General features: G+C 59.8%; 19 protein-coding genes. 1 reads left to right on the top strand and 18 read right to left on the bottom strand.

Annotated elements, in window-relative coordinates:
• Positions 1-31: 31 nt before the first annotated feature.
• The 13 genes from IG616_RS22095 to IG616_RS22035 all read right to left on the bottom strand — a co-directional run bounded on the left by IG616_RS22095 (position 32) and on the right by IG616_RS22035 (position 16,363).
• Positions 32-1,801, bottom strand: coding sequence for a bifunctional protein-serine/threonine kinase/phosphatase (locus tag IG616_RS22095; RefSeq protein WP_192151022.1), 1,770 nt, complete (start codon positions 1,799-1,801; stop codon positions 32-34).
• Positions 1,802-1,872: 71 nt separating this feature from the next.
• Positions 1,873-2,724: a formate/nitrite transporter family protein gene (locus IG616_RS22090; RefSeq protein WP_192151020.1), complete on the bottom strand. Its 852-nt coding sequence runs from the start codon at positions 2,722-2,724 to the stop codon at positions 1,873-1,875.
• A 131-nt stretch (positions 2,725-2,855) separates the two neighbouring features.
• Positions 2,856-3,170: a nitrite reductase small subunit NirD gene (gene nirD / locus IG616_RS22085; protein ID WP_192151030.1), complete on the bottom strand. Its 315-nt coding sequence runs from the start codon at positions 3,168-3,170 to the stop codon at positions 2,856-2,858.
• Positions 3,171-3,175: 5 nt separating this feature from the next.
• Entirely contained in the window at positions 3,176-5,629 is a 2,454-nt protein-coding gene (gene nirB / locus IG616_RS22080) for a nitrite reductase large subunit NirB (protein WP_192151018.1), read from the bottom strand.
• Positions 5,630-5,655: 26 nt separating this feature from the next.
• A complete protein-coding gene (locus IG616_RS22075; protein ID WP_192151016.1) occupies positions 5,656-7,425 on the bottom strand; it encodes an ABC transporter ATP-binding protein in 1,770 nt (589 codons plus the stop codon).
• Positions 7,426-7,434: 9 nt separating this feature from the next.
• A complete protein-coding gene (locus IG616_RS22070) occupies positions 7,435-8,517 on the bottom strand; it encodes an ABC transporter permease (RefSeq protein ID WP_192151014.1) in 1,083 nt (360 codons plus the stop codon).
• 103 nt (positions 8,518-8,620) lie between these two features.
• On the bottom strand, positions 8,621-10,030 hold the full coding sequence (locus IG616_RS22065; RefSeq protein ID WP_425504206.1) for a CmpA/NrtA family ABC transporter substrate-binding protein: 1,410 nt from the start codon (positions 10,028-10,030) through the stop codon (positions 8,621-8,623).
• Between the two features lie 341 nt (positions 10,031-10,371).
• Positions 10,372-11,544, bottom strand: a complete 1,173-nt coding sequence (locus IG616_RS22060) for a CmpA/NrtA family ABC transporter substrate-binding protein (protein WP_192151010.1) — start codon at positions 11,542-11,544, stop codon at positions 10,372-10,374.
• Positions 11,545-11,576: 32 nt separating this feature from the next.
• A complete protein-coding gene (locus IG616_RS22055) occupies positions 11,577-12,164 on the bottom strand; it encodes an ANTAR domain-containing response regulator (protein ID WP_192151008.1) in 588 nt (195 codons plus the stop codon).
• A gap of 99 nt (positions 12,165-12,263) precedes the next feature.
• Complete coding sequence (locus IG616_RS22050) at positions 12,264-13,019, bottom strand: ABC transporter ATP-binding protein (RefSeq protein WP_192151006.1); 756 nt, start codon at positions 13,017-13,019, stop codon at positions 12,264-12,266.
• Positions 13,013-14,089, bottom strand: a complete 1,077-nt coding sequence (locus IG616_RS22045; RefSeq protein WP_192151004.1) for a FecCD family ABC transporter permease — start codon at positions 14,087-14,089, stop codon at positions 13,013-13,015. Before IG616_RS22045 ends, IG616_RS22050 begins: the two co-directional genes overlap by 7 nt.
• A complete protein-coding gene (locus IG616_RS22040; RefSeq protein ID WP_192151002.1) occupies positions 14,086-15,222 on the bottom strand; it encodes an ABC transporter substrate-binding protein in 1,137 nt (378 codons plus the stop codon). The genes IG616_RS22045 and IG616_RS22040 overlap by 4 nt, the downstream gene beginning before the upstream one ends.
• A 67-nt stretch (positions 15,223-15,289) precedes the next feature.
• Positions 15,290-16,363 (bottom strand): ABC transporter substrate-binding protein, encoded by a 1,074-nt coding sequence (locus tag IG616_RS22035; protein ID WP_192151028.1) that lies wholly within the window; start codon positions 16,361-16,363, stop codon positions 15,290-15,292.
• Positions 16,364-16,542: 179 nt separating this feature from the next.
• On the opposite strand from IG616_RS22035, the gene IG616_RS22030 reads away from it, so the two are divergent.
• A complete protein-coding gene (locus tag IG616_RS22030) occupies positions 16,543-17,361 on the top strand; it encodes a class I SAM-dependent methyltransferase (RefSeq protein ID WP_192151000.1) in 819 nt (272 codons plus the stop codon).
• A gap of 77 nt (positions 17,362-17,438) precedes the next feature.
• Here the strand turns inward: IG616_RS22030 and IG616_RS22025 are convergent, their stop codons facing one another.
• The 5 genes from IG616_RS22025 to IG616_RS22005 all read right to left on the bottom strand — a co-directional run bounded on the left by IG616_RS22025 (position 17,439) and on the right by IG616_RS22005 (position 24,303).
• Positions 17,439-18,950 carry an NAD(P)(+) transhydrogenase (Re/Si-specific) subunit beta gene (locus IG616_RS22025; RefSeq protein ID WP_192150998.1) on the bottom strand — a complete coding sequence of 504 codons (1,512 nt, stop codon included), beginning with the start codon at positions 18,948-18,950 and terminating at the stop codon, positions 17,439-17,441.
• A gap of 26 nt (positions 18,951-18,976) precedes the next feature.
• A complete protein-coding gene (locus tag IG616_RS22020; protein ID WP_192150996.1) occupies positions 18,977-20,551 on the bottom strand; it encodes a Re/Si-specific NAD(P)(+) transhydrogenase subunit alpha in 1,575 nt (524 codons plus the stop codon).
• A 432-nt stretch (positions 20,552-20,983) separates the two neighbouring features.
• On the bottom strand, positions 20,984-21,979 hold the full coding sequence (locus tag IG616_RS22015) for a GlxA family transcriptional regulator (protein WP_192150990.1): 996 nt from the start codon (positions 21,977-21,979) through the stop codon (positions 20,984-20,986).
• Entirely contained in the window at positions 21,979-22,542 is a 564-nt protein-coding gene (locus tag IG616_RS22010) for an isochorismatase family protein (RefSeq protein ID WP_192150984.1), read from the bottom strand. The genes IG616_RS22015 and IG616_RS22010 overlap by 1 nt, the downstream gene beginning before the upstream one ends.
• Before the next feature lie 126 nt (positions 22,543-22,668).
• Positions 22,669-24,303, bottom strand: a complete 1,635-nt coding sequence (locus tag IG616_RS22005) for a metallophosphoesterase family protein (RefSeq protein ID WP_192150982.1) — start codon at positions 24,301-24,303, stop codon at positions 22,669-22,671.
• Positions 24,304-24,483: the final 180 nt, after the last annotated feature.

Below are 24,483 nucleotides of genomic sequence, written 5' to 3'. Positions count from 1 at the left end.
CTTTGTCACTTCAGGTTGATTGAGGGTGTGTTCAGCTGGCACTCAGCCGGTACAGGAGAGCAATGATGATCACGGCAAGGCAGAGGCTTACGAGTTGCCAGAACCGCACGGGATCGCGCGCTGCGATGGCAGTGGGACGGATGCCTGGCAGGGTCGGATTGGGGCGCGACAAATCCGCGACGAGTTCGGAAGGCTCCTTGTAGCGACGGGAAGGGTCGGCATGGACAGCCTTGCGCAAGGCCGCGTCGGCCCACACAGGCACACGGCCGCCGTTTTCGGAAGCCGGGCGGTAAGCAACGCGCAACTGCGCCGCGGGGGAGGCTGCTCTTGCCATATCCGCGCCATAGGGCAGCTTTCCGGTCAGCATCTGATAAGCAATCACACCCAGCGAATAGATGTCGAAGGAGGGATCGGCGGGAACACCGAAGAAGCCCTCCGGAGCCATGTATTGATGGGTCGCCACGCCTTGTCCGTGGACACCACCGGGCAGTCCTGCCGCCTGGCGCAAGCTTCCCAGAACATGAGTGGAGCCAAAGTCGATCAGAACAGCGCGGCCCTCCGGCGTAATCATGACATTGTCAGGCCTCAGATCCTGATGAACCATCTGATGCCGGTGCATCGCCTGGAGCCCCTTGGCGATATCACTCACCAGCCCGAAGACCACGGCCATATCCGGCTCGGAATTCTGTTCCATCCACCGGGTCAGGCTTTGGCCTTCGACCCATTGGAAAGTCGTATAAAGCCGGGTTCGTGCCGGTCTCCCACTGTCCTTCCCCTGGGACGTCCGCATCAGATGACGGTTGTCGAGCCGCCTTGCGACCCACTCCTCCATGAGAAAGCTTTGCAGGAATGATCCATCGGCTGCCGCAGAGGCGGCCGGCACCTTGAAGGCCACCAGCTCTCCCGTCTCCGGATCTTGTGCCTTGAACAGCTGGCTGCGTCCGCTGACGTGAACAAGTTCAAGAAGCCGCCAACCGTCAATCACCTGACCCGGCTGAAGATCCACGGGAACGGGCAACTGCCCGGCAAGTGTCTCCAGATCCTCCTCTGCGGTCTCCGGCAGGGCATCGACACGCAGGATCTGGACCGTAAGATTGTCGTTTGCCCCTTCGATCACGGCGCGGGCAATAGCCTGCCGGGCAAGCTGATCCAGATCCTCCGCTTGAGCGAACTCATTCAGAAGCTTCTGCAAAACGTCCGGCGTCTGGCGGGCGAGATGGCCGGCCATTTCGTCCGTTGCCAGCAGGAACACATCGCCCTTCTGGAACGGCACCGCGCAATAATCGATCTTCAAGGTGGGCGCGATTCCAAGCGCCCGCTCCAGCATGCTGGCACCATCTTCCAGACGCACACAGTGATCCCGGGTGAGTTGCGAGAGGGCACCCCCGGTAAGCCTGTAAACCCGCGCGTCTCCCACATGCAGAACATGCGCCGTGCAGCCCTTCAAAATCAGGGCGGTGAACGTGCTGACAAACCCGCGGTCGTGGTCATAGCGGCCATCGCCAGAGCGGGTCCGGCCATAGAGCCAGGCATTGGCCGCCGACAAGACTTTGTCACCGGACTGTTTCACGCTCCAGCCGTCAGGCGTCGCGAAGTAATCTGAAAGAAAGCTCTTTACCGCCGTTTCAGCGGCTTCCCGGCTATCGGGGCTGGTCGAAATTCCATCCGCGACGACGGCAGCAATTCCCTTGGTCTCAAGCAGCCGGCCTTCAGGAACAAGCGCGCCGTGGAAATCCTGATTGATTTCCTTCCGGCCCTTGTCCGTGTGCTGTCCGATCGAGATGCGCAGGGCACTTGCCATGGTGCGGCGTTCCTTGATGTCCGGAAAAAACGGGCATCCGAACCTCTGTCCGGATGCCCAGGCGGGGTAATTTACTCAGCCGGAGCGTAGGTTGTTTCCTTGGCCACCTGACCCGGCACTGCACGCTTCGCGGAGGTCTTGTAGTGGGTGGCGTAGATCATGCCGCCAACGAAGGTCAGACCGCCGACCAGATTGCCAAGCACCGTCGGGATTTCGTTCCAGAGGAAATAATCCGTCCAGGTGAACTGGCCACCAAGCATGATGCCGGACGGGAACAGGAACATGTTGACGATGGAATGCTCAAATCCAAGGTAGAAGAACACGAGGATGGGCATCCACATGGCAATGACCTTGCCCGACACGGACGTGGACATCATCGCCGCGACGACGCCGGTCGAGACCATCCAGTTGCACATGACCGCCCGGATGAAGAGGGTCAGCATGCCGCCGAACCCTGCTGCGGCATAGCCGAGAGTCCGAGCCTCACCGATATGGCCAATTTTCTGGCCAACCGCATTCGGTTCCTGCGTGAACCCCATCGTGAAGATAATGGCCATGAACACTGCAGTGGTCATCGCCCCGGCGAAGTTGCCGATAAAGACTAGGCCCCAGTTCCGCATAAGCCCTTTCATGTCACACCCTGGGCGCTTGTCGAGGACGGCCAGCGGAACAAGGGTAAAGACACCAGTCAGGAGATCAAAACCGAGCAGATAAAGCATGCAGAAGCCGACAGGGAACAGCAGTGCTCCGACCAGCGGCTGACCGGTGTTGACCGTGATGGTCACGGCAAAGGCGGCGGCAAGGGCCAGGATTGCACCGGCCATATAGGCACGGATGAGCGTGTCCTTGGTGGACATGAAGATCTTGGACTCGCCCGCATCGATCATCTTCGTGGCGAACTCCTGCGGAGTAACATATGACATCGCATTCCCCTCTTGTGAAAGGCTGCCCCCGGCGGCCTAGGTTCATTTCCGCCCAACCGGGCGTTCCCTTCCCTTCACTGTCTCCGCTGCCGCATGATCTGCGGTCTTTGCGGGCTTCCAGGCCAGCTGCCTTAGCGCAGGCCCAGCAAGATCGTTTCTCCATCCATCTTGACCGGAAAGCTGCGGACCTGGCCTTCGTCCGCGCCCTGGGCTTGCCCCGTCTCAAGGCTGATGACCCAGTTGTGCAAGGGGCAGGTCACGCAATTGTCGTGCACGATCCCCTGGCTGAGCGGCCCGTTCTTGTGCGGACACTTGTCCTCGACCGCGAATACCTGATCGTCCGTGGTCCGGAAGACGGCGATGGTCATGTCGCCGTTTTTCACACAGCGGGCGCCGAGGATCGGAATATCGGTCAGGTCACCGATGGCGACCCAGGTCTGAGACATAACGTTCATTCTGCGGCCTCCAGAGAAAGTGTCGCCATGGGCTTGAACTCGTGCTTGTCCTTGCCGGACACACGCTCAGACCAGGGATCGACCTGGGCAAACTTCTGCGAGAAGACAAAGCGATCGAAATAGGCTGTCCGCTTGTCCGCATCGTCCATGATCTGGCGCCGGATCTCGTCCACGCCGATGCGCTTGGCCCATTTGTAGATCCGCTCCAGATAATGGCCCTGCTCGCGGTACATCTGAGCAAGAGCGACAACGTGCTCCAGTGCCTCTTCCTCGGTCTTCACCAGACCCAGAACTTCCGTGCCCTTGATGTCGAGACCGGCAGCGCCTGCGAAATGGATTTCGTAGCCGCTGTCGACGCAGATGATGCCGATGTCCTTGCACGTGGCCTCGGCACAGTTGCGCGGACAACCGGAGACCGCCAGCTTCAGCTTGGCCGGGGTCCAGGACCCCCACATGAATTTCTCAAGCTTGATGCCGAGACCGGTGGAATCCTGCGTGCCGAAACGGCACCAGTCGGAGCCGACACAGGTCTTCACCGTGCGCAGGCCCTTGGCATAGGCCTGACCGGAGACGAACCCGGCCTTGCCGAGATCTTCCCACACACCCGGAAGGTCTTCCTTCTTGATGCCCAGCATGTCGATGCGCTGGCCACCGGTGCATTTCACCGCCGGGATATTGTACTTGTCGACCACATCCGCGATCGCCCGCAGTTCCTTGGAGGAGGTCATGCCCCCCCACATGCGCGGAACCACGGAATAGGTGCCATCCTTCTGGATATTGGCGTGGACGCGCTCGTTGATGAAGCGGGACTGATAATCGTCCGCATATTCATCCGGCCAGTCACAGACCAGATAGTAGTTCAGGGCCGGGCGGCACTTGGCGCAGCCCTGGGACGTGGTCCATTCAAGCTCCTGCATGACCGCCGCAATGGTCTTCAGACCCTTGGCCTTGATCAGGCGGCGGACCTCATCATGGCTGTGATGGGTGCAGCCGCAAACCGGCTTGACCGCCTGCGGATTGAACGCATCACCGAGCGTTGCCACCATTAGCTTCTCGACAAGGCCGGTACAGGTGCCGCAGGACGCGGATGCCTTGGTGTGCGCCCTGACATCGTCGAGCGAGGTCAGACCCTTGTCCTTGATCGCGGTGACGATCTTTCCCTTGCATACGCCGTTGCAGCCGCAGATTTCCGCATCATCCGGCAAGGCTGCAACGGCCGCCGTAGGGTCCAGCGGTTCGCCCCCCTGATACGCCTGGCCGAAAATCAGGGTGTCACGCATGGCGGACACATCCGTGCCCTTCTTCAGCATGTCGAAGAACCAGGGGCCATCGGATGTCTCGCCGTAAAGCACGGCGCCGATGATCCGGTTATCCTTCAGGACAAGGCGTTTGTAGATCCCGGCAGCGCCATCGCGCAGCACGATCTCCTCGCGGCCCTCGCCCTCGGCAAAGTCCCCTGCGGAATAAAGATCGACGCCCGTGACCTTGAGTTTGGTTGCCGTTACAGAACCTGTGTAGGTGGCGGCGGCGCCCGTCAGGTTTGCCGCGATGACTTCTGCCATCTCATAAAGTGGCGCGACCAGGCCGTAGCACATGCTGCGGTGCTCAACGCATTCGCCCAGCGAGAAAATATCCGGATCGGACGTCCGCATGTCGTCGCCAACGATGATGCCCCGGTTCACATCCAGACCGGAGGCCTTGGCAAGATCGGTGGACGGGCGGATGCCGACCGCCATCACGATGATGGACGCTTCGATAATTGTTCCGTCATCCAGCTTGATGCCGCGCACCTTGCCATCTTCAGTGCCGAGGATCTCGTGGCTGTTCGCCTTGGTCCGCACCTCGATGCCGCGGCGGACAAATTCCGCCTCCAGCAGATAGCCTGCCGCCGGATCGAGCTGCCGTTCCATCAGGGTCGGCATCAGGTGCAGGACGGTGACTTCCATGCCCTGCATCTTGAGACCGGCAGCCGCTTCCAGACCCAGAAGGCCGCCGCCGATCACGATCGCCCGGCCGCCTGCCTTGGCCGCCGCCAGCATCTTGTCCACGTCGTCCAGATCACGGTAGGTCAGAACCCCGTCGAGATCCTTTCCCGGCAAAGGAATGATGAAAGGGCTTGAGCCTGTGGCAATCACCAGCTTGTCGTAGGAAGCCGTGATACCGTTTTCAGAGGTCACCGTCTTGGCTTCCCGGTCGATACCGGAGACCTTGGCCGACTTGTGCAGTGTGATGCCATTGCTGGCATACCAGGCATCATCATGGGTGATGATGTCCTCATAGGTCTTTTCGCCGGACAGTACCGGCGACAGCATCAGCCGGTTGTAATTCACGCGCGGTTCCGCGTTGAAAATGGTGACGTCATAGGCATCCGGCGCGAGCGTGAAAAGATGCTCCAGCATGCGTCCTGGTGCCATGCCATTGCCGACAATAACGAGTTTCTGTTTTGTCATGATCCTCTCCCCTTTTCAGGGCCAATCTATTCGGCGGCCTGAACGGCTCCGTTCTGCCGGGCGAGCCGTGTGGCACGTTTGTTCTGGATGGATTGAAGCTGTTCCTCGTTCGGATTTGCCCCGCCCTCATAAGCTTCCAGAAAGTCCAGAAGCTCTTCGCGGTAGGCGTAATAGTCCGGGTGAGCGAGCAAAGCCTTGCGGGAGCGCGGGCGCGGCAGATCCACGTCCATGATATTGCCGATCCGCGCCTTCGGGCCGTTGGACATCATCACCACCCTGTCAGCGAGCAGGATTGCCTCGTCCACATCATGGGTGACGCAGACGGCTGTGACCTGTGTGCGGGTCCAGACATCCATCAGGACATCCTGCAGCTCCCAGCGGGTCAGGCTGTCCAGCATGCCGAAGGGCTCATCGAGCAGAAGCAGCTTCGGCGAGAGAGCAAAGGCGCGGGCAATGCCCACCCGCTGCTTCATGCCGTTGGACATGTCCGCAGCTGCCCGGTGGATGGAATCCCCGAGACCAACCTTGTTCAGGTAATATTCGATGACGTCCCGCTTCTCGGCCCTGGACGCATCCGGATAGACCTTCTCCACCCCCAGCTCGACATTCTCGTAAGCCGTCAGCCAGGGCATGAGCGAGGGAGCCTGAAACACCACCGCCCGGTCAGGGCCGGCCTCAGTGATATGCGTTCCGTCCAGAACGATTGCACCTTCCGAGATCTTGTTGAGGCCCGCGACCATGGACAGCACCGTGGACTTGCCGCAGCCGGAATGGCCGATCAGGGTGATGAATTCACCCTTCTTCATCTTCAGATCGAAGCCGTCGACCACCGTCAGCGGCCCCTTGGGCGTTGGATAGATTTTCTTGAGCTGGCTGAATTCCAGATAGCGGTCGGCCGTCGACGATTGGGCGGCCCGCTCATAGGCGGCAGGCAGCTTGTCGGCAGCCTTGTGCTTTGCAGGACGCTGGGTGATCGGCACAATGTTCGGCAGAACAATCTCCCGCTCGGCTTCCCGGTCACGGGCAGCGCCCGCCTCCATGAGATATTCGGTCACTTCCGCGCGCAGACGGATGAAATCGTCATCGTGATTGAGCTCCCCCCGGTCCCGGGGGCGGGCGAAGCCGACCTTGAACTCCTTGCCAAGCATGGCCGGATTTCCGGGGCACAGGGGAATGATGCGGTCCGCCAGAAGAATGGCCTCATCAACATCGTTGGTGATCAGGATGATCGTCTTCTTTTCCTCCTCGCAGATGGCCGCGAACTCATCCTGAAGCTTGGCGCGGGTGAGCGCATCTAGCGCGGATAGCGGTTCATCCAGCAGCAGAAGATCCGGCTGCATGGCCAGCGCGCGCGCAACGGCCACCCGCTGGCGCATCCCGCCGGACAGTTCCGAGGGACGCCGGTCCTTTGCATGGGCAAGACCAACCATGGAGATGTATTTCTCCGCGATTGCCTTGCGCGCTGCCGCTGGTTTTTTCTTGAAGACGCTGTCGACGGCCAGGGAGACGTTGCCAGCAACCGTCAGCCACGGCATCAGCGAATAAGACTGGAACACAATGCCCCGGTCCGGGCTCGGGCCATCGATTTCCTTGCCCTTGAAGACGATGCCGCCAGTGTCCGGCTCAATCAAACCGGCGAGCAGGGACATGAGCGTGGTCTTGCCGGTGCCGGAAAAGCCGACAATGGCAATGAACTCGCCCTGCTCCACCTTGAGGTTGATACCACCGAGCACATCAGTGCGCTTCTGGCCCTCACCGAAGGACTTGGAGACGTTGAAGATTTCGAGATAGCTCATCGTCTTCCCCTAGCGGTTGGCCGAAAAGGTGAAGGCGCGCTGCAAGGCAAACATCAGACGGTCAAGGGCAAAGCCGATGATGCCAATGGTGATAACCGCAACCATGATCTTGGCGAGGGACTGGGAAGAGCCGTTCTGGAACTCATCCCAGACGAACTTTCCAAGGCCGGGGTTCTGCGCCAGCATTTCCGCGGCAATCAACACCATCCAGCCCACACCCAGGGACAGGCGCAAACCGGTGAAGATCAGCGGCAGGGAAGACGGCAGAACCAGCTTGGTGATGGTCTTCCAGGTCGGCAGTTGCAGCACCCGGCCAACATTCATCAGATCCTTGTCAACGGAGGCAACGCCCAGCGCAGTGTTGATCAGGGTCGGCCACAGCGAGCAGAGTGTCACGGTGACGGCAGACACCAGGAGCGACTTCGGCAGCCAGTCCGCCGGATCCACATAAAGGGCAGACACAATCATCGTCACGATGGGCAGCCACGCGAGCGGCGACACCGGCTTGAAGATCTGGATCAGCGGATTGATGGCACCGCTGAAGCTGCGCGATAGGCCCGAGGCAATGCCCAGCGGAACCGCGATCAGCGTTGCGATCAGGAAGCCGAGGCCAACGGTGATCAGGGACGTGCCGATCTGGTCGATATAGGTCGGCTTACCGGTATAGGTCCGCCACTTGATCTTGTCGGTCTTGCCTGCTGCCTCGAACTTGGCGTTGCGCTCTTCCTGACGCTGGTAGAACTCATCAGATTTCTCCCGCTCACGCACGTGATCGTCCCACAGGTTCACCGCCTGCGCCCAGACCTGCACCGGACCGGGAACCGCACCAAGGGAGGTCTGCACCTTCGGCGCAAGCACCGACCACATAACCAGGAAGGCCGCGATCCCGATCAACGGAATGATCAGGACCTTCTTCAGCTCCTGAAACTGTTCCTTAGGGCTGTCACCGGCGGCAATGCGCAGGATCGGCACCAGCCAGGAAAACCCAAGCGCATCAAACCAGCCCGAGGCCTTGGTAATCCATGTGAAGAGGCGCTCCTGGCGCGCCGCCCGGGCGCTTTCTGCGCCTGAGGTAATCTCGGCATTTGCCATTGAAAGGTCCTTCCTCTGGAAACGGAAACTTGTTTTTTATCTCTGGAGCAGGGGCGGCATGTTTGCCTTGCCCCCGATCCGCGATGAGGCCTTTGGACTGCCCTCAGCCACCAACCACCTGATTGCCGTCCACCGTCTGCTTGCCTTTCAGGCCAATCGGCAGGCTGTCGATGTAGGCGTTGGGCTGCTTGCCGTCATAGCCGATGCCGTCGATGACATCAGAGGCAGGGGTCGGAGCGCGGTAGCCGTCGCTGGTCCAGGGGAAATCGGCCTCATCGACCTTGCCTTCCTCAACCAGCATCCGGGCGGCCTTCAGATAGATTTCCGGCTGATAAACGGACTTGGCGACCTCGTCGTACCAGCTGTCCGGCTTGTATTCCGGGATCTGGCCCCAACGGCGCATCTGGGTCAGATACCAGACCGCGTCGGAGTAATAGGGATAGGTCGCGAAGTAGCGATAGAAGACGTTGAAGTCCGGCACTTCCCGCTTGTCGCCCTTCTCATATTCAAAGGTGCCGGTCATGGAATTGGCGATGACTTCCTTGTCGGCGCCGACATATTCCGGACGGGACAGGATCTCGACCGCTTCCATGCGGTTGGCGTTGTTGTTCTCATCCAGCCACTTGGCCGCGCGGATCAGCGCCTTGGTCACGGCAAGGGTCGTGTTCGGATATTGCTCGGTGAACTCCTTGGTCATGCCGAACACTTTTTCCGGATTGTTCTTCCAGATCTCATAGTCTGTAACGACCGGAACGCCGATGCCCTTGAACACGGCCTGCTGGTTCCACGGCTCACCAACGCAATAGCCGTTGATCGTGCCAGCCTCGAGGGTCGATGGCATCTGCGGCGGCGGGGTTACAGACAAAAGCGCGTCCGCCTGAATCTGCCCGGAAATATCGGTCTTCGAGTAGAAACCCGGCTTGATATCGCCAGACGCCAGCCAATAGCGCAGTTCGTAGTTATGGGTGGACACTGGAAAGACCATGCCCATGTTGAACGGCTTGCCGTCCGCCTTGAACTTGTCGATCACCGGCTTCAGGGCAGAGGCCTTGATCGGGTGAACCGGTTTGCCGTCCGCCCCCATTTCCAGATGGGGCTTCATCATTTCCCAGACTTCGTTGGAAACAGTGATGCCGTTGCCGTTCAGGTCCATGGAAAAGGGCGTGACGATATGGGCCTTGGTCCCGAACCCGATGGTCGCAGCCAGCGGCTGACCAGCCAGCATGTGGGCGCCGTCCAGTTCACCGGTGATCACGCGATCCAGCAGAACCTTCCAGTTCGCCTGCGGCTCGAGCGTGACAAACAGGCCCTCGTCCTCGAAATAGCCCTTCTCATAGGCAATCGCGAGCGGTGCCATGTCGGTGAGCTTGATAAAGCCGAACTTCAGCTCGTCCTTCTCCACATCCAGCATGTCAGCCCGGGCAGATCCGGCATAAGCCGCAACGCTGCCGGCAATCAACGCCGCAACAGCGGTTCGCCGGGAAATAGTCAGTGTTCCAAAACGCTTCGTCACTTGCTGATCCCTCATTCTTGCAAGTGCCCGGTGTCCGGGCCCAAGTCTGAAAACAAAAAAGCCGCCGACGTGACTGGCATGCGGGAGGGCATGGGAATCACGTCGGCGGCTTTGCCGGAACGCCCTTCGATGGGCGGGAAACTTTAGGGGCCGTCTTTGGCGCTGGTTTTAATAATGCATAGACCGTGCCAGTTTCAGATCAATGAGCCATGCTCAATGACTCCAATACCTTAAGGAACATTCCGGTTTTTTCTTTCAGAAAGCGCCGCTGTTTTTCACGCCTCTTTCCGCATCAACTGAACATTTTTTTTGCACAGCAACAAAAAGAGGCGGCTCACTTGTCAGGACTGGCGCACATATCCGGCAATATGATCTGCCAGGGTCTGTTCTGAGAAAATCTGTCCATCAAACAGGGCAGAACCAGCATCACGCCCGCCCTTGGCCAAAGCCCCGTCAGAGCCCAGTGCCTTCAGGAAAAGAGCGGGAGAAAAGGTCTGCCGGACCAGACCGAGATCGCTCTCGCTGAACTGCGCTTGCCCCCAGCGCACCATCTGCGCGTAGAACCAGAGGCCATGCTCTTCGCGCGGGCAATGGCGCTCAATACCGCCAAAGGACAGGAAGCCGGGAATGACGACTTCCGTCTGCGCATCAAACCGGAGCCGCCCTTGGAGAGCCGGACGGCACCAGTCCACCGGACAGTCCAAAAACTCCGGCCCGGCAAGAAGGCTTGCCAGCTCTTCAAGATTGACCGGATCAGCACACCAGTCAGCGGCCGCCATCAGGACTTTGATCAGCTGCATCAGCAGGTCACCGTTGGCCTCGGCCCATTTCGCCGTGACCCCGAGCACTTTTTCAGGGCTCCCCGGCCAGATCGCTTCCTTGGTTGTGACGATCCGGGCTCCGGCCGTATCAGCGGCCTTGGTGTTCCAGGGTTCGCCGACGCAATAGCCATCAAGCTGACCGGCTGCGAGCGCGTCAGCCATCACTGTCGGCGGCAGAACGGAGATCTCGACGTCCCGCTCCGGATGAATACCGGAAGCCGCGAGCCAATACCGCAGTTCATAAGCATGACCTGAGAAGGGATGAACCACGCCGAAATGCAGGAGCGGCGCCCCGGCGGCGGAACGGTTGCGAATGACACCGGCCAGTGCCTGCCCGGTTGACAGAGGATCACCATCTTCAGCCGCGCCTTGCGCCTTCATCTCCTGCCACAGATCCCCCGAAACAGAGATCGCATTGCCTCCTGTGCCCAGCGCCATGACCGCCCGCATGGGCACGGCCAGCGTGGTGAGGCTGAGAGAAGAGGCAATCGGCATGGGCGCCAGCATATGAGCCACATCGAAATGGCCGACAGAAATGCGGTCGCGGATATTGGCCCAGGAGGTTTCCCGGACCAGCTTCAGCTCAATTCCTTCTGCCTCCGCAAAGCCACGTCTGGCCGCAACCGCCAGCAATGCGCAGTCCAGAAGAGGCAGAAAGCCCGCCACGATCGTCTGCCGCGATATCGCGCTCATCTTCTCATCCTGTCCAATACGTCTCCCCCCGGTCAATCCATCAGCAAGCCGCTGGCGATGACCAGGCTTTGCGCCACTTCGCTTATCTTCCGGCTCTGGTTCATGGCAGTCCGGCGCAAGAGCCGGTAGGCCTCCTCCTCGGAAATGCCCTTCGATTTCATCAATATGCCCTTGGCCCGGTCGACCACCTTGCGCTCCGCCAGTTCGGAACGGGCCTCCTCGAGCTCCTGATTGAGGCGGGCGAAGGCGCGGAACCGGCTGATCGCCATATCCATGATCGGCTTGACCCGCTCGCGCTTGAGCCCATCGACCACATAGGCCGACACTCCGGCATCCACCGCCGCCTCGATCGATCCTGCGTCCGCTTTGTCGACGAACATGGCGATGGGCCGGCGCACGGCGCGGGAGACCTGGAAAATATGCTCAAGCTGGTCGCGGTTGGGGTTTTCCAGATCGATCACGATCACATCCGGCTCGATGTCGGTGATCTTCCGGACAAGCCCCTCCATCTGGCCGAGGACAATGACCTTGTCATGCCCCGCATCGCGCAGCCCCTGTTCGATGATGGAAGCGCGGATCCGGTTGTCGTCGATGACCAGAATAGAAAGCGATGGCGTCATGGCGCCATTATGCGCAAGCTGAATAATTGCGCAACGGGATGCTGCAGCGCAACGAGAAGATATTCCCCGGCCCATGAGACCGGCCGGGGAAATTCACTATCAGACGACTGCGGCGTCCACAATCAGAAGCGGGCGGCCCTGGGTACAGGCCTCGATCCGGGCCTCCACCTTGTACACGTCCCGCAAAAGCTGAGGAGTGATGACCTCGTTCGTTGGGCCGCTGGCCACCAGCCGTCCACCCGCCACCACGATGGACTGATCGCAATAGCGCATGGCGTGGTTGAGATCGTGAAGCGCAATCAGCACGGCAATGCCGGTTTTCCGGGCCAGGCGGTGCATGTATTCCAGCACCTCAATCTGGCGGAACAGATCCAGCGCCGAGGTGGGCTCATCCATCAGGAGAACCTTGGGCTTGCGCACCAGGGCCTGGGCGATGGAAACTAGCTGCCGCTGGCCACCGGACAAAGCACCAAGGTCCCGGAAGGCCAGATCCGTGATCCGGAGCGACTTCAGGATCTCGTCGATCTCCGCCAGCTCCTCTTCCGATACTTTCCATCCGCCGCCCTGCTTTGCAGCCAGAAGGATGGATTCGTAGACGGTCAGAACCGCATTCGCGCCTGTGTCCTGCGGCATGTAACAGATCGGCCGTGACTGGGTTTCCGCGCCAGAGAGATGCACGACACCATCGCCCTTCAGCAGGCCCGCGATCCGCTTGAAGAGGGTCGACTTGCCAGCCGCATTCGGACCGATGAGCGCGGTCAGACCGCCGCCTTCCAGCGTTTCGGTGGTGATGTCTTCAAAGACCCGGATGCGGCCATATTGCGCCCCGAGACCCTCCAGCTTGAGCGCTACCATGCTTTCCTCCTGTTGGTGAAGATCAGAGAGAAGAAGAACGGCACGCCAACCAGAGCCGTGATCACGCCGATGGGCAGGATCGCACCGGGAATCAGCATCTTGGACACAACCGAGGTCACGGACAGAAGCAGCGCGCCGCACAGGATTGAAGCTGGCAGGAAGAACCGCTGATCCTCACCCACCACCATGCGCGCGATGTGCGGACCGACGAGACCGATAAAGCCGATGGTGCCGACAAAGGACACCGGAATCGCAGCCAGAAGAGAGACCAGAAGCATGGCTTCCAGCCGCAGCCGCTTGACGTTGACACCGAAGGAAGCCGCCTTGTCATCGCCAAGACGCAGAGCCGTCAAGGCCCAGGCCCGGCGGGCAAACAGCGGTGCGCAGAAAAGCAATGCCACGAAGGTCACGCCCACTTTCGGCCAGGTCGCCTTGGTCAGAGACCCCATGGTCCAGAACACCACAGCCGCCAGGGCTTGTTCGGAAGCGAGATACTGGAGCAGGGAGAGGAGCGCGTTGAAGGTGAACACCAGCGCGATGCCGAGCAGCACAATCGTCTCCACCGTCACCCCGCGCAGGGTCGAGATGGAATAGATGAAGAGCGAGGCAAGCATCGCCATCAGAAACGCATTAACGGGAACCATGAACTGCACAGCAGCCGGAAAGACAGCTACCCCCGCCACAAGCGCAAGGGCAGCACCAAAGCCGGCAGCTGCCGAAATCCCCAGCGTGAAGGGGCTTGCCAGCGGGTTGGCCAGGATCGTCTGCATCTGCGCCCCGGCAAGCGACAGGCTGGCGCCCACCGTCACAGCCATGAGGGCGATCGGCATGCGGATATCCCAGATGACGACGCGCAGCTGGTTGCTGGCCTCATCCGGCCAAAGGATGGTCGAGATAACCTCGGAGAGCGAGTATTTCGCCGGCCCGAGCGCCAGATCGACAGCCACACTGAGGAGCAGTGCCGCCAGCAGGCCACTTAAAATGAACAGACGCCGCGCCGTGATCAGCCGGTAACGGACACCACCTTCCGCAGCAGCCGGGAGCTTTCCAGAATCCAGGGCCAGGGTCATTTCGCGTCCCCCTTGTGGAGAGAAGCGAAATAGCCCGGCTTGTAGGCGATGGGCAGGAAACGCTCATGGAAGGTGCGGAACGACTGCTCCGGGTCGAGGTCCTTGAAGAGATCTGGCTGGAACCACTTGGCAAACTGCTGGATGGGAACGAAGTCATACGGCACACCATAGAACTGGTGCCAGACCGCATAGACCTTTCCCTCCGCGACGGCGCGGAGCGTCGAGTAGGGCGTGCGCTCCATCAGCCCTTTCAGCCGGGCCTTGTTGAGTTCAGGATCAGCACCGCGGCCAACCGGAACGAAGGTGTTGACGTCGGAGTCTGCCGCCCAGTTGGAGCCGGTGACCATGACGATGTCCGGATCGGCGACAACGAGCTGCTCCGGGTTGAGGGTGCCGAAGGTGGTGGTCAGAACATCCGCGCCAATGTTGTGGCCACCCGCGAGATCAATCATCGCACCGAAATTATACGGGCCAAATGTCCGGCAGCATTCGATGCTGCCCCAGATGCCCGGTGCCCGCTCCATGAAGACGGCCGGACGCTTGAGATCTTTTGCCTGCGCGAGCCGGTCTGTCACCAGAGCGATCTGCTCATTCCGGAACGCGATGAATTCCTTCGTCTTTTCCTCAGCACCAAACAGCTTGCCTAGGATTTCGATGGAAGTGTTGCTGTTGCGTTCGGGATCAGCACGGAAATCGACATAGACAAGCTTGATTCCGGCGGCTTCCGCCTTTTGTTCCAGCCCGGTCTCATCGACAGCCGGCTTTGCCTCGATGTTCACCGTCAGAACATCCGGCTGAAGCTTGATGGCGCTTTCCAGGTCAAACTCGCCCTGTGGAATATAACCGAAGCGCGGAAGGTCAGCGACTTGCGCGAATTTTTCCAGATAGCCCGCATAGCTGTCCGGGTCCTTGATGATCAGGTCGTCCCGCCAGCCGACAATCGTCTTGAATGTGTCTTCGCCCTTAAGGGCGGCGATCACATGGATTTGGCGCCCTTCTCCAAGCAGCACCCGCTTGGCCGGAAGATCCAGCTCCACGGTGCGCCCCGCAATATCGGTGAGCGTTTCCGCCAGTGCAGGCGAGGCGAGAAAAGCAGCAAAACCCAGCAGAAGCCGGGCACTTTTGAAGATCATAAGACGCGTCCTTCCGGTCCTGCGAACAGATCCGGCCGGCGGCAAAGCCGCCGGCCGGAGCCGATCGTTATTTTTGGTCGTTCAGCGAAACGAAGTAGCCGGGGCGGTACTCGACTGGCAGGAAGCGATCGTGCAGCTCCTTGAAGGTCGCGTCCGGATCCAGATCCTTGAAAAGGTCCGGGTGGAACCACTTGGCCATCTGCTGAACAGCCACGAACTGGTAAGGATTGTTATAGAACTGGTGCCAGATGGCGTGGACGTTGCCGTCCTTCACCGCCTTGATGTCCGTGAACGCAGGGCGGTTCATAAGGGCCGCCAGCTTCGCGCGGCTCTTTTCCTTGTCAGCGCCAGGGCCAACGCCAACCCAGTTGCCGCCTGGAACATAATGCTCCCAGTTCGCGCCGGTCACGACGACCTGGTCCGGGTTGGAAGCAATGATCTGTTCCGGATTGACGGTGCCGAACGTGCCCGGAATGAACTCCGTGCCCATGTTCACGCCACCAGCCAGTTCAGCCATTTCGCCAAAGTTTTCGTTGCCGAAGGACATGCAGCAATCGTCGCTGTAACCGCCTGCACGCTCGACAAACACCAGCGGACGCTTGATATCACCGGCTTTGGCCAGCACATCGGTCACCCGGGCGAGCTGCTCCTGCCGGAACTCAACGAACTCCTCGGCGCGCTCTTCCTTGCCATAGATCTTGCCCATGATGCGCATGGACTCGTCGGTGTGCTCCATCGCCTTTTCGCGGAAGTCGATGTAGACGACCGGGATACCCACCTTTGCCAGCTTCTCGATATAGCCGCTCTCTTCAGTAGCCGCCTTGGCGTCGATGTTCATGATGATGACATCAGGCTTCAGCGCAACAGCTTGCTCTACATCGAAGGTGCCATCCTTCATGCCGCCGAAGGTCGGGATCTTCTCCATTTCCGGAAAGCGTTCGAGATAGGCATTGTAGCCATCCAGATCCGCCTTCTTGAAGTCATCGCGCCAGCCAACGATGCGGTGGAAGGGAGCTTCCTTATCAAGAGCACCTGCGAAATAGATCTGACGCCCCTCACCAAGGATGACACGTTCAGCCGGAACAGACACCTCGACATCCCGGCCGGTAATGTCGGTGACGTGCACCAGTTCTCCAGCCATAACGGAGCCAGAAATCAGGGCGAGCGAAAGGGTTGCGGCGGAGGCCACAGTCGTAAAGCGCAGCAAAGTTGCGAACTCCTGTTTATGATGCAGCCGATATATTTTTTATGACTTTTATAGTCAACATTTATCTCTTAGAAGAGTTCCAGCCTAAATCTGAAACTGGACCTCACGGCACCATGACCAGCCATACACTCCGCCCCAACCGGAACCTTAGGGAAGACATCAAGGCTTACTGGAGTGCGCGCGCGGAAACATTCGACACCCAGCCGGGGCATGAAATCTTTTCGGAGGCAGAGCGCGCGGCCTGGCATGCGCTGTTCCGCCGGCACCTGGGCGAGGGAACCGGGCGCCAGGCACTGGATCTGGCCTGCGGCACCGCGGTCGTCAGTCATCTTCTGGATGATCTGGGTTTCGCAGTCACCGGCATGGACTGGGCAGAACCGATGCTCGAGCGGGCAAGGGCAAAGGCACGTGACCGTGGCCGCCAGATCCGCTTCTATATGGGCGATGCGGAACGGACCATGGAGCCCGACGAAGCTTATGACGTGATCACCAACAGGCACCTCGTCTGGACGCTGGTGGATCCGCTAGCCTGCTTTGAGGAATGGCTTCGCGTTCTAAAGCCCGGCGGCAAGGTGCTGATCATCGACGGGGACTTCGTCAACCCGAGCGCGGTCACCCGCCTGATCTCCACCCTGAAGTCCTGGTTCGAGCGCAAGAAATCCGCACCGCAGACCGAAAGCAGCAGTCATAATCTGCCGAAAGACATGATGGCCACCCATCGCGAGATCCTCTCGCAGGTCCACTTCAGCAAGGGAGCCAGGGCCGAAGCCGTCTGCGAGCTGCTGGCTGAGGCAGGATTCACCGAAATCACGATCGACACGGACCTGAAAGCCATTCACCGCACGCAGCGCAAGCATTTCAGTCTGCTAAAGGGCCTGGAGCGGGCGACACAGCACCGCTACGCCATCTGCGCTGTGAAGCCGGTCGCCTGACGAAACCATATCCTTCACGGCAACAAAAAAAGGGCGCGACCGTCTGGCCGCGCCCTTTTCGTATTTCTCTATCCCGGTCAGCCGATCAGATGGTTGAGGCTGTCGATCGAGGCCTTGGCGTCACCGTAGAACATCCGGGTGTTCTCCTTGAAGAACAGCGGGTTCTCGATGCCCGAGTAGCCTGTGCCCTGGCCACGTTTGGACACGAAGACCTGCTTCGCCTTCCAGACTTCCAGAACCGGCATGCCGGCGATCGGGGAGTTGGGGTCTTCCTGGGCTGCCGGGTTCACGATGTCGTTGGAGCCAATGACGATGACAACATCCGTATCCGGGAAGTCCTCGTTGATCTCGTCCATTTCCAGAACAATGTCGTAAGGCACCTTGGCTTCCGCGAGAAGCACGTTCATGTGGCCCGGCAGACGGCCTGCGACCGGGTGGATCGCGAAGCGGACAGTCTTGCCCTTGGCGCGCAGACGGCGTGTCAGCTCGCTGACGGCCTGCTGGGCCTGAGCCACAGCCATGCCGTAACCCGGAACGATGATGACGCTGTCGGCATCATTCAGCGCGGTCGCAACACCATCGGCGTCGATGGCGATCTGCTCACCCTCGATTTCCATCGCCGGACCGCTTGTCGAGCCGAAGCCGCCAAGAATGACCGAGATGAACGAGCGGTTCATGGCCTTGCACATGATGTAGGACAGGATCGCACCCGAAGAACCGACCAGCGCGCCGGTCACAATCAGGAGATCGTTGCCGAGCGAGAAGCCGATGGCGGAGGCCGCCCAGCCCGAATAGCTGTTTAGCATCGATACCACCACCGGCATGTCGGCGCCGCCGATGCCCATGATCAGATGGTAACCGATGAAGAAGGCAAGCAGCGTCATGATGGCCAGCGCCCAGAAGGACGCGGTCTGCACATAGACAATCAGCATGATCAGCGACAGGATCGCGGCACCAGCATTGAGCATATGTCCGCCCGGCAGCTTCTTGGCCTTACCGTCCACCTTGCCGGCCAGCTTGCCGAAGGCAATGACGGAACCGGTGAAGGTCACCGCACCGATGAAGACGCCGAGGAAGGTTTCGACCCGCAGGATGGATAGTTCGAGCGGCGTCTTCTGCACCAGCTTGAGCGCAAAACCGGCCAGATCGGCCACCTGTGCCTGAATGCTGGCGGCAATCGCCGGATCGGCCAGCATCTTTGCAGGATCCGCCATCAGCGCCAGCAGATCGCTCAATCGGCTCAGCTCGATATGCGTGTTGAAGCCGATGAAAACGGCAGCAAGACCCACAAAGCTGTGCAGAGCCGCCACAAGCTGCGGCATTTCCGTCATCTGGACGCGCTTGGCCAGAACCGTGCCGATACCCGCACCGATGACGAGCATCAGGACGATGAGCCAAAGGTGACCGGTCCCCGGAGAGAAGACGGCAGCGACAACAGCCAGTGCCATACCGGCAATGCCGTACCAGACAGCCCGCTTGGCGCTTTCCTGGCCGGAAAGACCGCCGAGGCAGAGAATGAACAGCACCGCTGCAGCGATATAAGCCGCGATCACGATGCCGGGATCGCCCAGGTGGGCGCTGAGGTTCATGATATTTTCCATTTAGCAGCCCCGCCTTAGGATTTCTGGAACATGGCAAGCATGCGCCGGGTGACGAGGAAGCCACCGACGATGTTGATCGTCGAGATCAGCACCGAGAGCGCAGCCAGGATCGCGATGATCCAGGAGGTCGAACCGATCTGTGCCACTGCCCCCAGGATGATGATCCCTGAAACGGCATTTGTGACGGCCATGAGCGGCGTGTGCAGGCTGTGGCTGACGTTCCAGATAACCTGAAAACCGACGAAGCAGGACAGCATGAAGACCACGAAGTGGCTCATGAAGCTGGCCGGTGCATAATAGCCTGCCAGCAGCAGCAGCAAGGTGCCGATGCCGAGCAGAGTAACCTGTGTCTTCGTCTGTTCCTTGAAGGCTGCGACTTCCTGAGCCTTCCGCTCTTCTGGCGTCAGTTCCTTGGCCTTTTCCTTCGGCTTCTGCGCCGCAATGGCCTTCACCTTCGGCGGCGGAGGCGGGAAGGTGATTTCCCCGTCGAAGGTCACGGTCGCACCACGGATGACATCGTCTTCCAGGTTGTGAACGACCTGGCCATCCTTGCCCGGCGTCAGATCCGTCATCATGTGACGGATATTGGTCGAGTAGAGCGTGGACGACTGGGAGGCCATCCGGCTCGGGAAGTCCGTATAACCGACGATGGTGACGCCGTTGTCCGAAACGACCTTCTGATCCGGAACGGTCAGGTCACAGTTGCCGCCACGCTCAGCGGCAAGGTCAATCACAACCGAGCCCGGCTTCATGGCCTCGACCATGTCCTTGAGCCACAGCTTCGGCGCATCCCGCCCCGGGATCAGAGCCGTCGTGATGACGATGTCCATTTCCGGCGCAAGCTCGCGGAACTTCTCCAGCTGCTTTTCACGGAACTCCGGGCTGGACGGGGCAGCATAGCCACCGGTCGCAGCGCCATCCTGAGCCTGCTCCTCGAAATCCAGATAGACGAATTCAGCGCCCATAGATTCGATCTGCTCGGCGACTTCCGGGCGGACGTCGAAAGCGTAGGTGATCGCACCGAGGGAGGTGGCCGTGCCGATGGCAGCGAGACCGGCCACACCGGCACCAACGATCAGAACCTTTGCGGGGGGAACCTTGCCCGCTGCCGTCACCTGACCTGTGAAGAAGCGGCCGAAATTATTGCCCGCCTCGATGACGGCCCGGTAACCGGCAATGTTGGCCATGGACGACAGGGCGTCCATTTTCTGGGCGCGCGAGATGCGCGGCACCATATCCATGGCAATGACATTCGAGCCAGTCGCCTTGGCGGCTTCCAGAAGCTCGGTGTTCTGAGCAGGATAGAAGAACGAGATAAGGGTCTTGCCCTTGGTCAGCAGTTTGACTTCGGTGTCGACCGGAGGCCGGACCTTGGCAATGACATCAACTTCGCCCCAGAGCGCTTTTGCGCTGTCCAGAACAGTAACGCCTGCGGTCTTGTAACTCTCATCGGAAAACCCTGCGGCCGCACCGGCCCCGGTTTCGATGAAACACTCATACCCGAGTTTCTGAAGCTGAAGTGCGCTGTCCGGCGTCATCGCCACACGCGCTTCCCCTCCAAGAACTTCCTTCGGTGCTCCGATCTTCAAATCGCTCTCCCCTGCATCAGCTAAGGAACTTCCTCAAGAATGGCCTTCTATCACCGTTCGAAGGTATTTTCCGCCATATATTGGCGTTTGTCTGCTGCGACGAAGGGTGGATTCCCGCTCAAGGGCAATGACCCCGCACACGTAATCCCCCTGCAGCCGCACCGGCCCCAGAACACGCGCCCCCCTTTACGGAAGAGCACAGGAATTGTCAGTTGAATGGCAGTGCCCGCACGGCAGCCGGAGTTCCCCTAATCATCCCCAAGGGGTTCGATACTGAGGGGAAACCAGAAATACAACTGAAAATGAATCCCGCTGCAGAGTAACAAGCCTACTGTGCGATGCAACAAATTGCGGCAAGAGCCTCAATCGGGCGCTCCCATTTCCAGCCCCATCCGGCAGAATAGAATTTTTTCTCGTTCAATTGAGAAAAACTCAAGATGACTTGATGCGAAAACTGGCAGGCGAACCATCATGCAGGCGGCTCCAGGCCCGGCGGAACTGCCGGGTGGAAGAAAAACCGGTCTTCTCTGCAATGCTTTCCATATCCAGCCGCGTTTCGCGCAACAGCTCCCGTGCAAGAGCGATCCGCATCCGGTTTACATAGTCGGTGACGCTCATACCGCTGTGGCTGTTGAACAGCCGGGACAGGTTGCGCGGGCTTGTTCCCGCAGCATCCGCCAGAGCCTCCACGGACCAGTCCCTTGCGGGGTCGGCGGCAACCGCGTCCTGCGCCCGGTGGATGGCAGGGTGCAGATGATTGCGTCCCTCCAGCCAGGGCGAGACCTGCGGGTCCCCCGCTCCGCGCCGCATGTAGACCACGAGATACCGTGCAACCGCCAAGGCCGTGCCGTGGCCGAATTCCTTCGCCACGATTGCCAGCATCAGATCAATGCCTGCGGTGATTCCGGCGCTGGTCAGACGGTCACCATCCTCAACGAATAGCCGATTGTCGCGGACCCGGGCCGTCGGGGCCTCCCGTTGCAGCTGGTCTATCGTGGCATGATGAGTGGTGCATTCTACCCCTTCGAGAAGCCCTGCTCTTGCCGCAAGCAATGCGCCTGAGCAGATCGTCACGAGACGGATACCGGGAACGACAGCCTTCGCCAGCCATCGCACGATAAGCTTCTCAAGCACAGCGTCCGCAGAGTGATCTTCCTGCTCGAGACCCAACGGCAGGTCCGCCGCGCCTGACACAACAACCATTGCCCCGCCAGGCAGATAATCCGGCAAGGAGGCGATACCCGAGAGCTCCAGCCCAACCGAACTCACCACCGTTTCGCAAGGTCCAACATAGGTCACTTCGTAGCGGCCTGCGTCCTGCAGGAAATTGGCCTTGCGCAAGACCTCCAGCGGCCCTGCGATATCAAGCAGAAGGGCGCGCGGCGGCACCACCACAAAAACAGGAATGATCCGCCGCGTGCCGCTCATCAGGCAGCCGCCTTTCCGGCAAGACCATCCAAAGCTTCGTCGACGGTCACGATCCGGGCAAACCGCCCGGCCAGCACCAGCTCCGTCCGCGCCTTGATGATTTCTGCCGGCCACTCGGTCCCGGCTGCATCGGTCATCGGAAAGGTCAGGGTTGCCTCGCTGACGAACTCCACCTGATAACCGAGGTCCGACGCATGGCGTGTGGTGGTTTCGCAGCACTGTTCGGTGCGGATGCCGGACACGAAGATTTTGGTGATGCCGTTCCGCGTCAGCCAGACATCAAGACCGCTGCCGATGAGGGCGCTGTGACGGCGTTTGCGGAAAACAGCGTCCGGCTCGATCTTCAATGGCGCCAGCGTTCTGACATTCCCGGACTCTTCCGAAAACGCACCCGTATCTTCCACGTGGAAGATCTGAACCACGGGAATTCCTGCAGCCTTGGCACCATCAATCAAGGCCTGCTGTCGTTCGAGATAGGCTGCGAGTCCTTCCTCGCAGAAATACGGCCGGTGACGGAAGGATTCCTGCACGTCGATTACCAGAAGCGCGGTTGAATGGGACATTTCGATTACCTCGTTGCATTGGACTATGCAGCCACTTTAGCCAAATGCAAGAAGGGAGATATGCCGATTCCGGACTGATAGAGGACAAATCACGCCAACCAGAAGCAGAAGTCCCTGCCTCCAGCTTTATCTCGCCAGAAAGGTCTTGGCATTGCGGGCACGAGCCACAAAATGACCGAGTGTAACGAGAAAAAGACGGAAGAATCCCGGCACGGTTTTCTCGCATCTTTCCTCGGCCACGAGCGCTGCGGCAATGGTCTCGTAGAGCTTCAACCGGTCCCCGGGCACGGCACCAAAAGCAAGATTTCCCGAAGCCCTCAACAGATACCAGTCGCGCACCACCAGCATCATCGGGATCTGGGCTGCATCTGGACCATAGTCCAGAAACCCGGCCATGCCGCATATTCCGGCAAGCGAGTGCGTACGCGCTGCAGCCGCCGCATCCTCCGGCCATTCACGCGGCAGATACCGGTGCTCGCAGAGTTCCCCCACATGCTCGATAAGGAAGCCGCCGTACTGCCTTGCTTCCAGTGCGGGAACCCTTGCATCTCCGGCCATGTCGCATTCCAGCCCATAGGCATCAAGAATGCTCTGGTCCATCGGCAATCCATCGAAAACGACGTCTTCTACGACAATACCGTTTGCTTCCAGCCGGACCACCTTAAAGGCGGGAGGATAGGCGACCAGGGACGGCACCGCGATATTGGTCAGCATCTTACCATGGTGCTCAACAACCGTCTGACTGTTCACATGCAAATGCCCGCTGAAGTGAACATCCACTCCCGCCTCAATCAGGCTCTGGGCGGCTTCCGGTTTCGGGGTCCGCTTGGCGAAGTTGGATCCTGTAAAAAGCCTTGGCTCCGCTCCGATTTGATCGTCAAAAGGATCGATCACCGGGTAATGGGAGAAGACCAGAACCTTCTTGCCCTGCTCCGCCGCCCTCTGGGAAATCGACACGAGCCAGTCAAATAGGAAGCGCTTGTGCTGAAGGATGCCATTCCAGCCCGCATTGCTGCTGTCGGCAAAGGCGGCAGCGTCCCTGCGGCCCGCACAGCCGTTCTTCGGCTCGAACACATTGGCATCGATCATGACCAGCCAGACACCTGCAACCGGTTCGACAAGATAGCTTGCATCCATGAGACGCTGACGGTTCAGACCATCTTCGGAGACCGCTTCATATTGGCGGTCAGCAGGATCGTCCGAGGAACCGAAGGGCGTTTCCCAATGCAGGTCCTGGCTGTTGCGGAAATAGCCAAAGTCCTGCATCGGCAGCAGGCCCTCCGGATAGCCGCAGCAATAGTGTCCGGACAAGTCCGCAATGTCTGCCTTTGCCCCGGCCTCGGCCCTTGGCGCGCTCGTGACGACAGTCCTCTGCCCGTCCTTATCGAGAAACTGCTTTGTCTGGTGCCGGCCCTCCGGGCCGAAGATGTCATGGTTTCCAGGGAGCGCATAAAAACGGATCCCGTCCCGCTCCGCACGTTGTGAAAGCAGGCTCCGGAGAGAGGTAAGCGTAATGCGCTGGCCGTCATCACTATAATCGCCGAGCAGCACGACATGCCGGATTCCCAGGCGCTTCACATCGTCCAATGCCGCCTGCAGCGCTGTGTGGCTCTCGTTGAACACCCGGGTTGAGAACCGTGTGTCGGACCAGCTGCGCAAAGAAAGTTGACGCCCCCCTGCGTGCAGGGGCTCAAAACCGTAATCAGCTTCAATATCGTGGAAATGGGCATCGGAAATGATGGCAAAGCGGAAATCAGACATGGTTCTCCATCCGGTGACCCGGGTCTTGAGCTTCGATCATGTCCATGAAACCACTCCCCCCGGCGGGTGGTTTCGTATAGCACTGGTCGGTGGGCGTCGTCGCGGCTTATGAGCGCTTCATTTTTGGGAGGGGGCTGATGGCGCAAGCCGCAAGGCTGCGCTTTCGCTGAGCGCGGCCGC

The sequence above is a fragment of the Roseibium litorale genome (genome assembly GCF_014842915.1).
In the GTDB taxonomy this organism is placed as follows: Bacteria; Pseudomonadota; Alphaproteobacteria; order Rhizobiales; family Stappiaceae; genus Roseibium; species Roseibium litorale.
Note: the sequence above shows the minus strand (reverse complement) of the source record. Positions and strands in the feature narration are given on the sequence as shown.

Excerpts from the sequence above, each read along its gene's own strand:
- IG616_RS22095 (WP_192151022.1), bottom strand. The coding sequence starts at position 1,801 with ATGGCAAGTGCCCTGCGCATCTCGATCGGACAGCACACGGACAAGGGC.
- IG616_RS22090 (WP_192151020.1), bottom strand. The coding sequence starts at position 2,724 with ATGTCATATGTTACTCCGCAGGAGTTCGCCACGAAGATGATCGATGCG.
- nirD (WP_192151030.1), bottom strand. The coding sequence starts at position 3,170 with ATGTCTCAGACCTGGGTCGCCATCGGTGACCTGACCGATATTCCGATC.
- nirB (WP_192151018.1), bottom strand. The coding sequence starts at position 5,629 with ATGACAAAACAGAAACTCGTTATTGTCGGCAATGGCATGGCACCAGGA.
- IG616_RS22075 (WP_192151016.1), bottom strand. The coding sequence starts at position 7,425 with ATGAGCTATCTCGAAATCTTCAACGTCTCCAAGTCCTTCGGTGAGGGC.
- IG616_RS22070 (WP_192151014.1), bottom strand. The coding sequence starts at position 8,517 with ATGGCAAATGCCGAGATTACCTCAGGCGCAGAAAGCGCCCGGGCGGCG.
- IG616_RS22060 (WP_192151010.1), bottom strand. The coding sequence starts at position 11,544 with ATGAGCGCGATATCGCGGCAGACGATCGTGGCGGGCTTTCTGCCTCTT.
- IG616_RS22055 (WP_192151008.1), bottom strand. The coding sequence starts at position 12,164 with ATGACGCCATCGCTTTCTATTCTGGTCATCGACGACAACCGGATCCGC.
- IG616_RS22050 (WP_192151006.1), bottom strand. The coding sequence starts at position 13,019 with ATGGTAGCGCTCAAGCTGGAGGGTCTCGGGGCGCAATATGGCCGCATC.
- IG616_RS22045 (WP_192151004.1), bottom strand. The coding sequence starts at position 14,089 with ATGACCCTGGCCCTGGATTCTGGAAAGCTCCCGGCTGCTGCGGAAGGT.
- IG616_RS22040 (WP_192151002.1), bottom strand. The coding sequence starts at position 15,222 with ATGATCTTCAAAAGTGCCCGGCTTCTGCTGGGTTTTGCTGCTTTTCTC.
- IG616_RS22035 (WP_192151028.1), bottom strand. The coding sequence starts at position 16,363 with ATGGCTGGAGAACTGGTGCACGTCACCGACATTACCGGCCGGGATGTC.
- IG616_RS22030 (WP_192151000.1), top strand. The coding sequence starts at position 16,543 with ATGACCAGCCATACACTCCGCCCCAACCGGAACCTTAGGGAAGACATC.
- IG616_RS22025 (WP_192150998.1), bottom strand. The coding sequence starts at position 18,950 with ATGAACCTCAGCGCCCACCTGGGCGATCCCGGCATCGTGATCGCGGCT.
- IG616_RS22015 (WP_192150990.1), bottom strand. The coding sequence starts at position 21,979 with ATGAGCGGCACGCGGCGGATCATTCCTGTTTTTGTGGTGGTGCCGCCG.
- IG616_RS22010 (WP_192150984.1), bottom strand. The coding sequence starts at position 22,542 with ATGTCCCATTCAACCGCGCTTCTGGTAATCGACGTGCAGGAATCCTTC.
- IG616_RS22005 (WP_192150982.1), bottom strand. The coding sequence starts at position 24,303 with ATGTCTGATTTCCGCTTTGCCATCATTTCCGATGCCCATTTCCACGAT.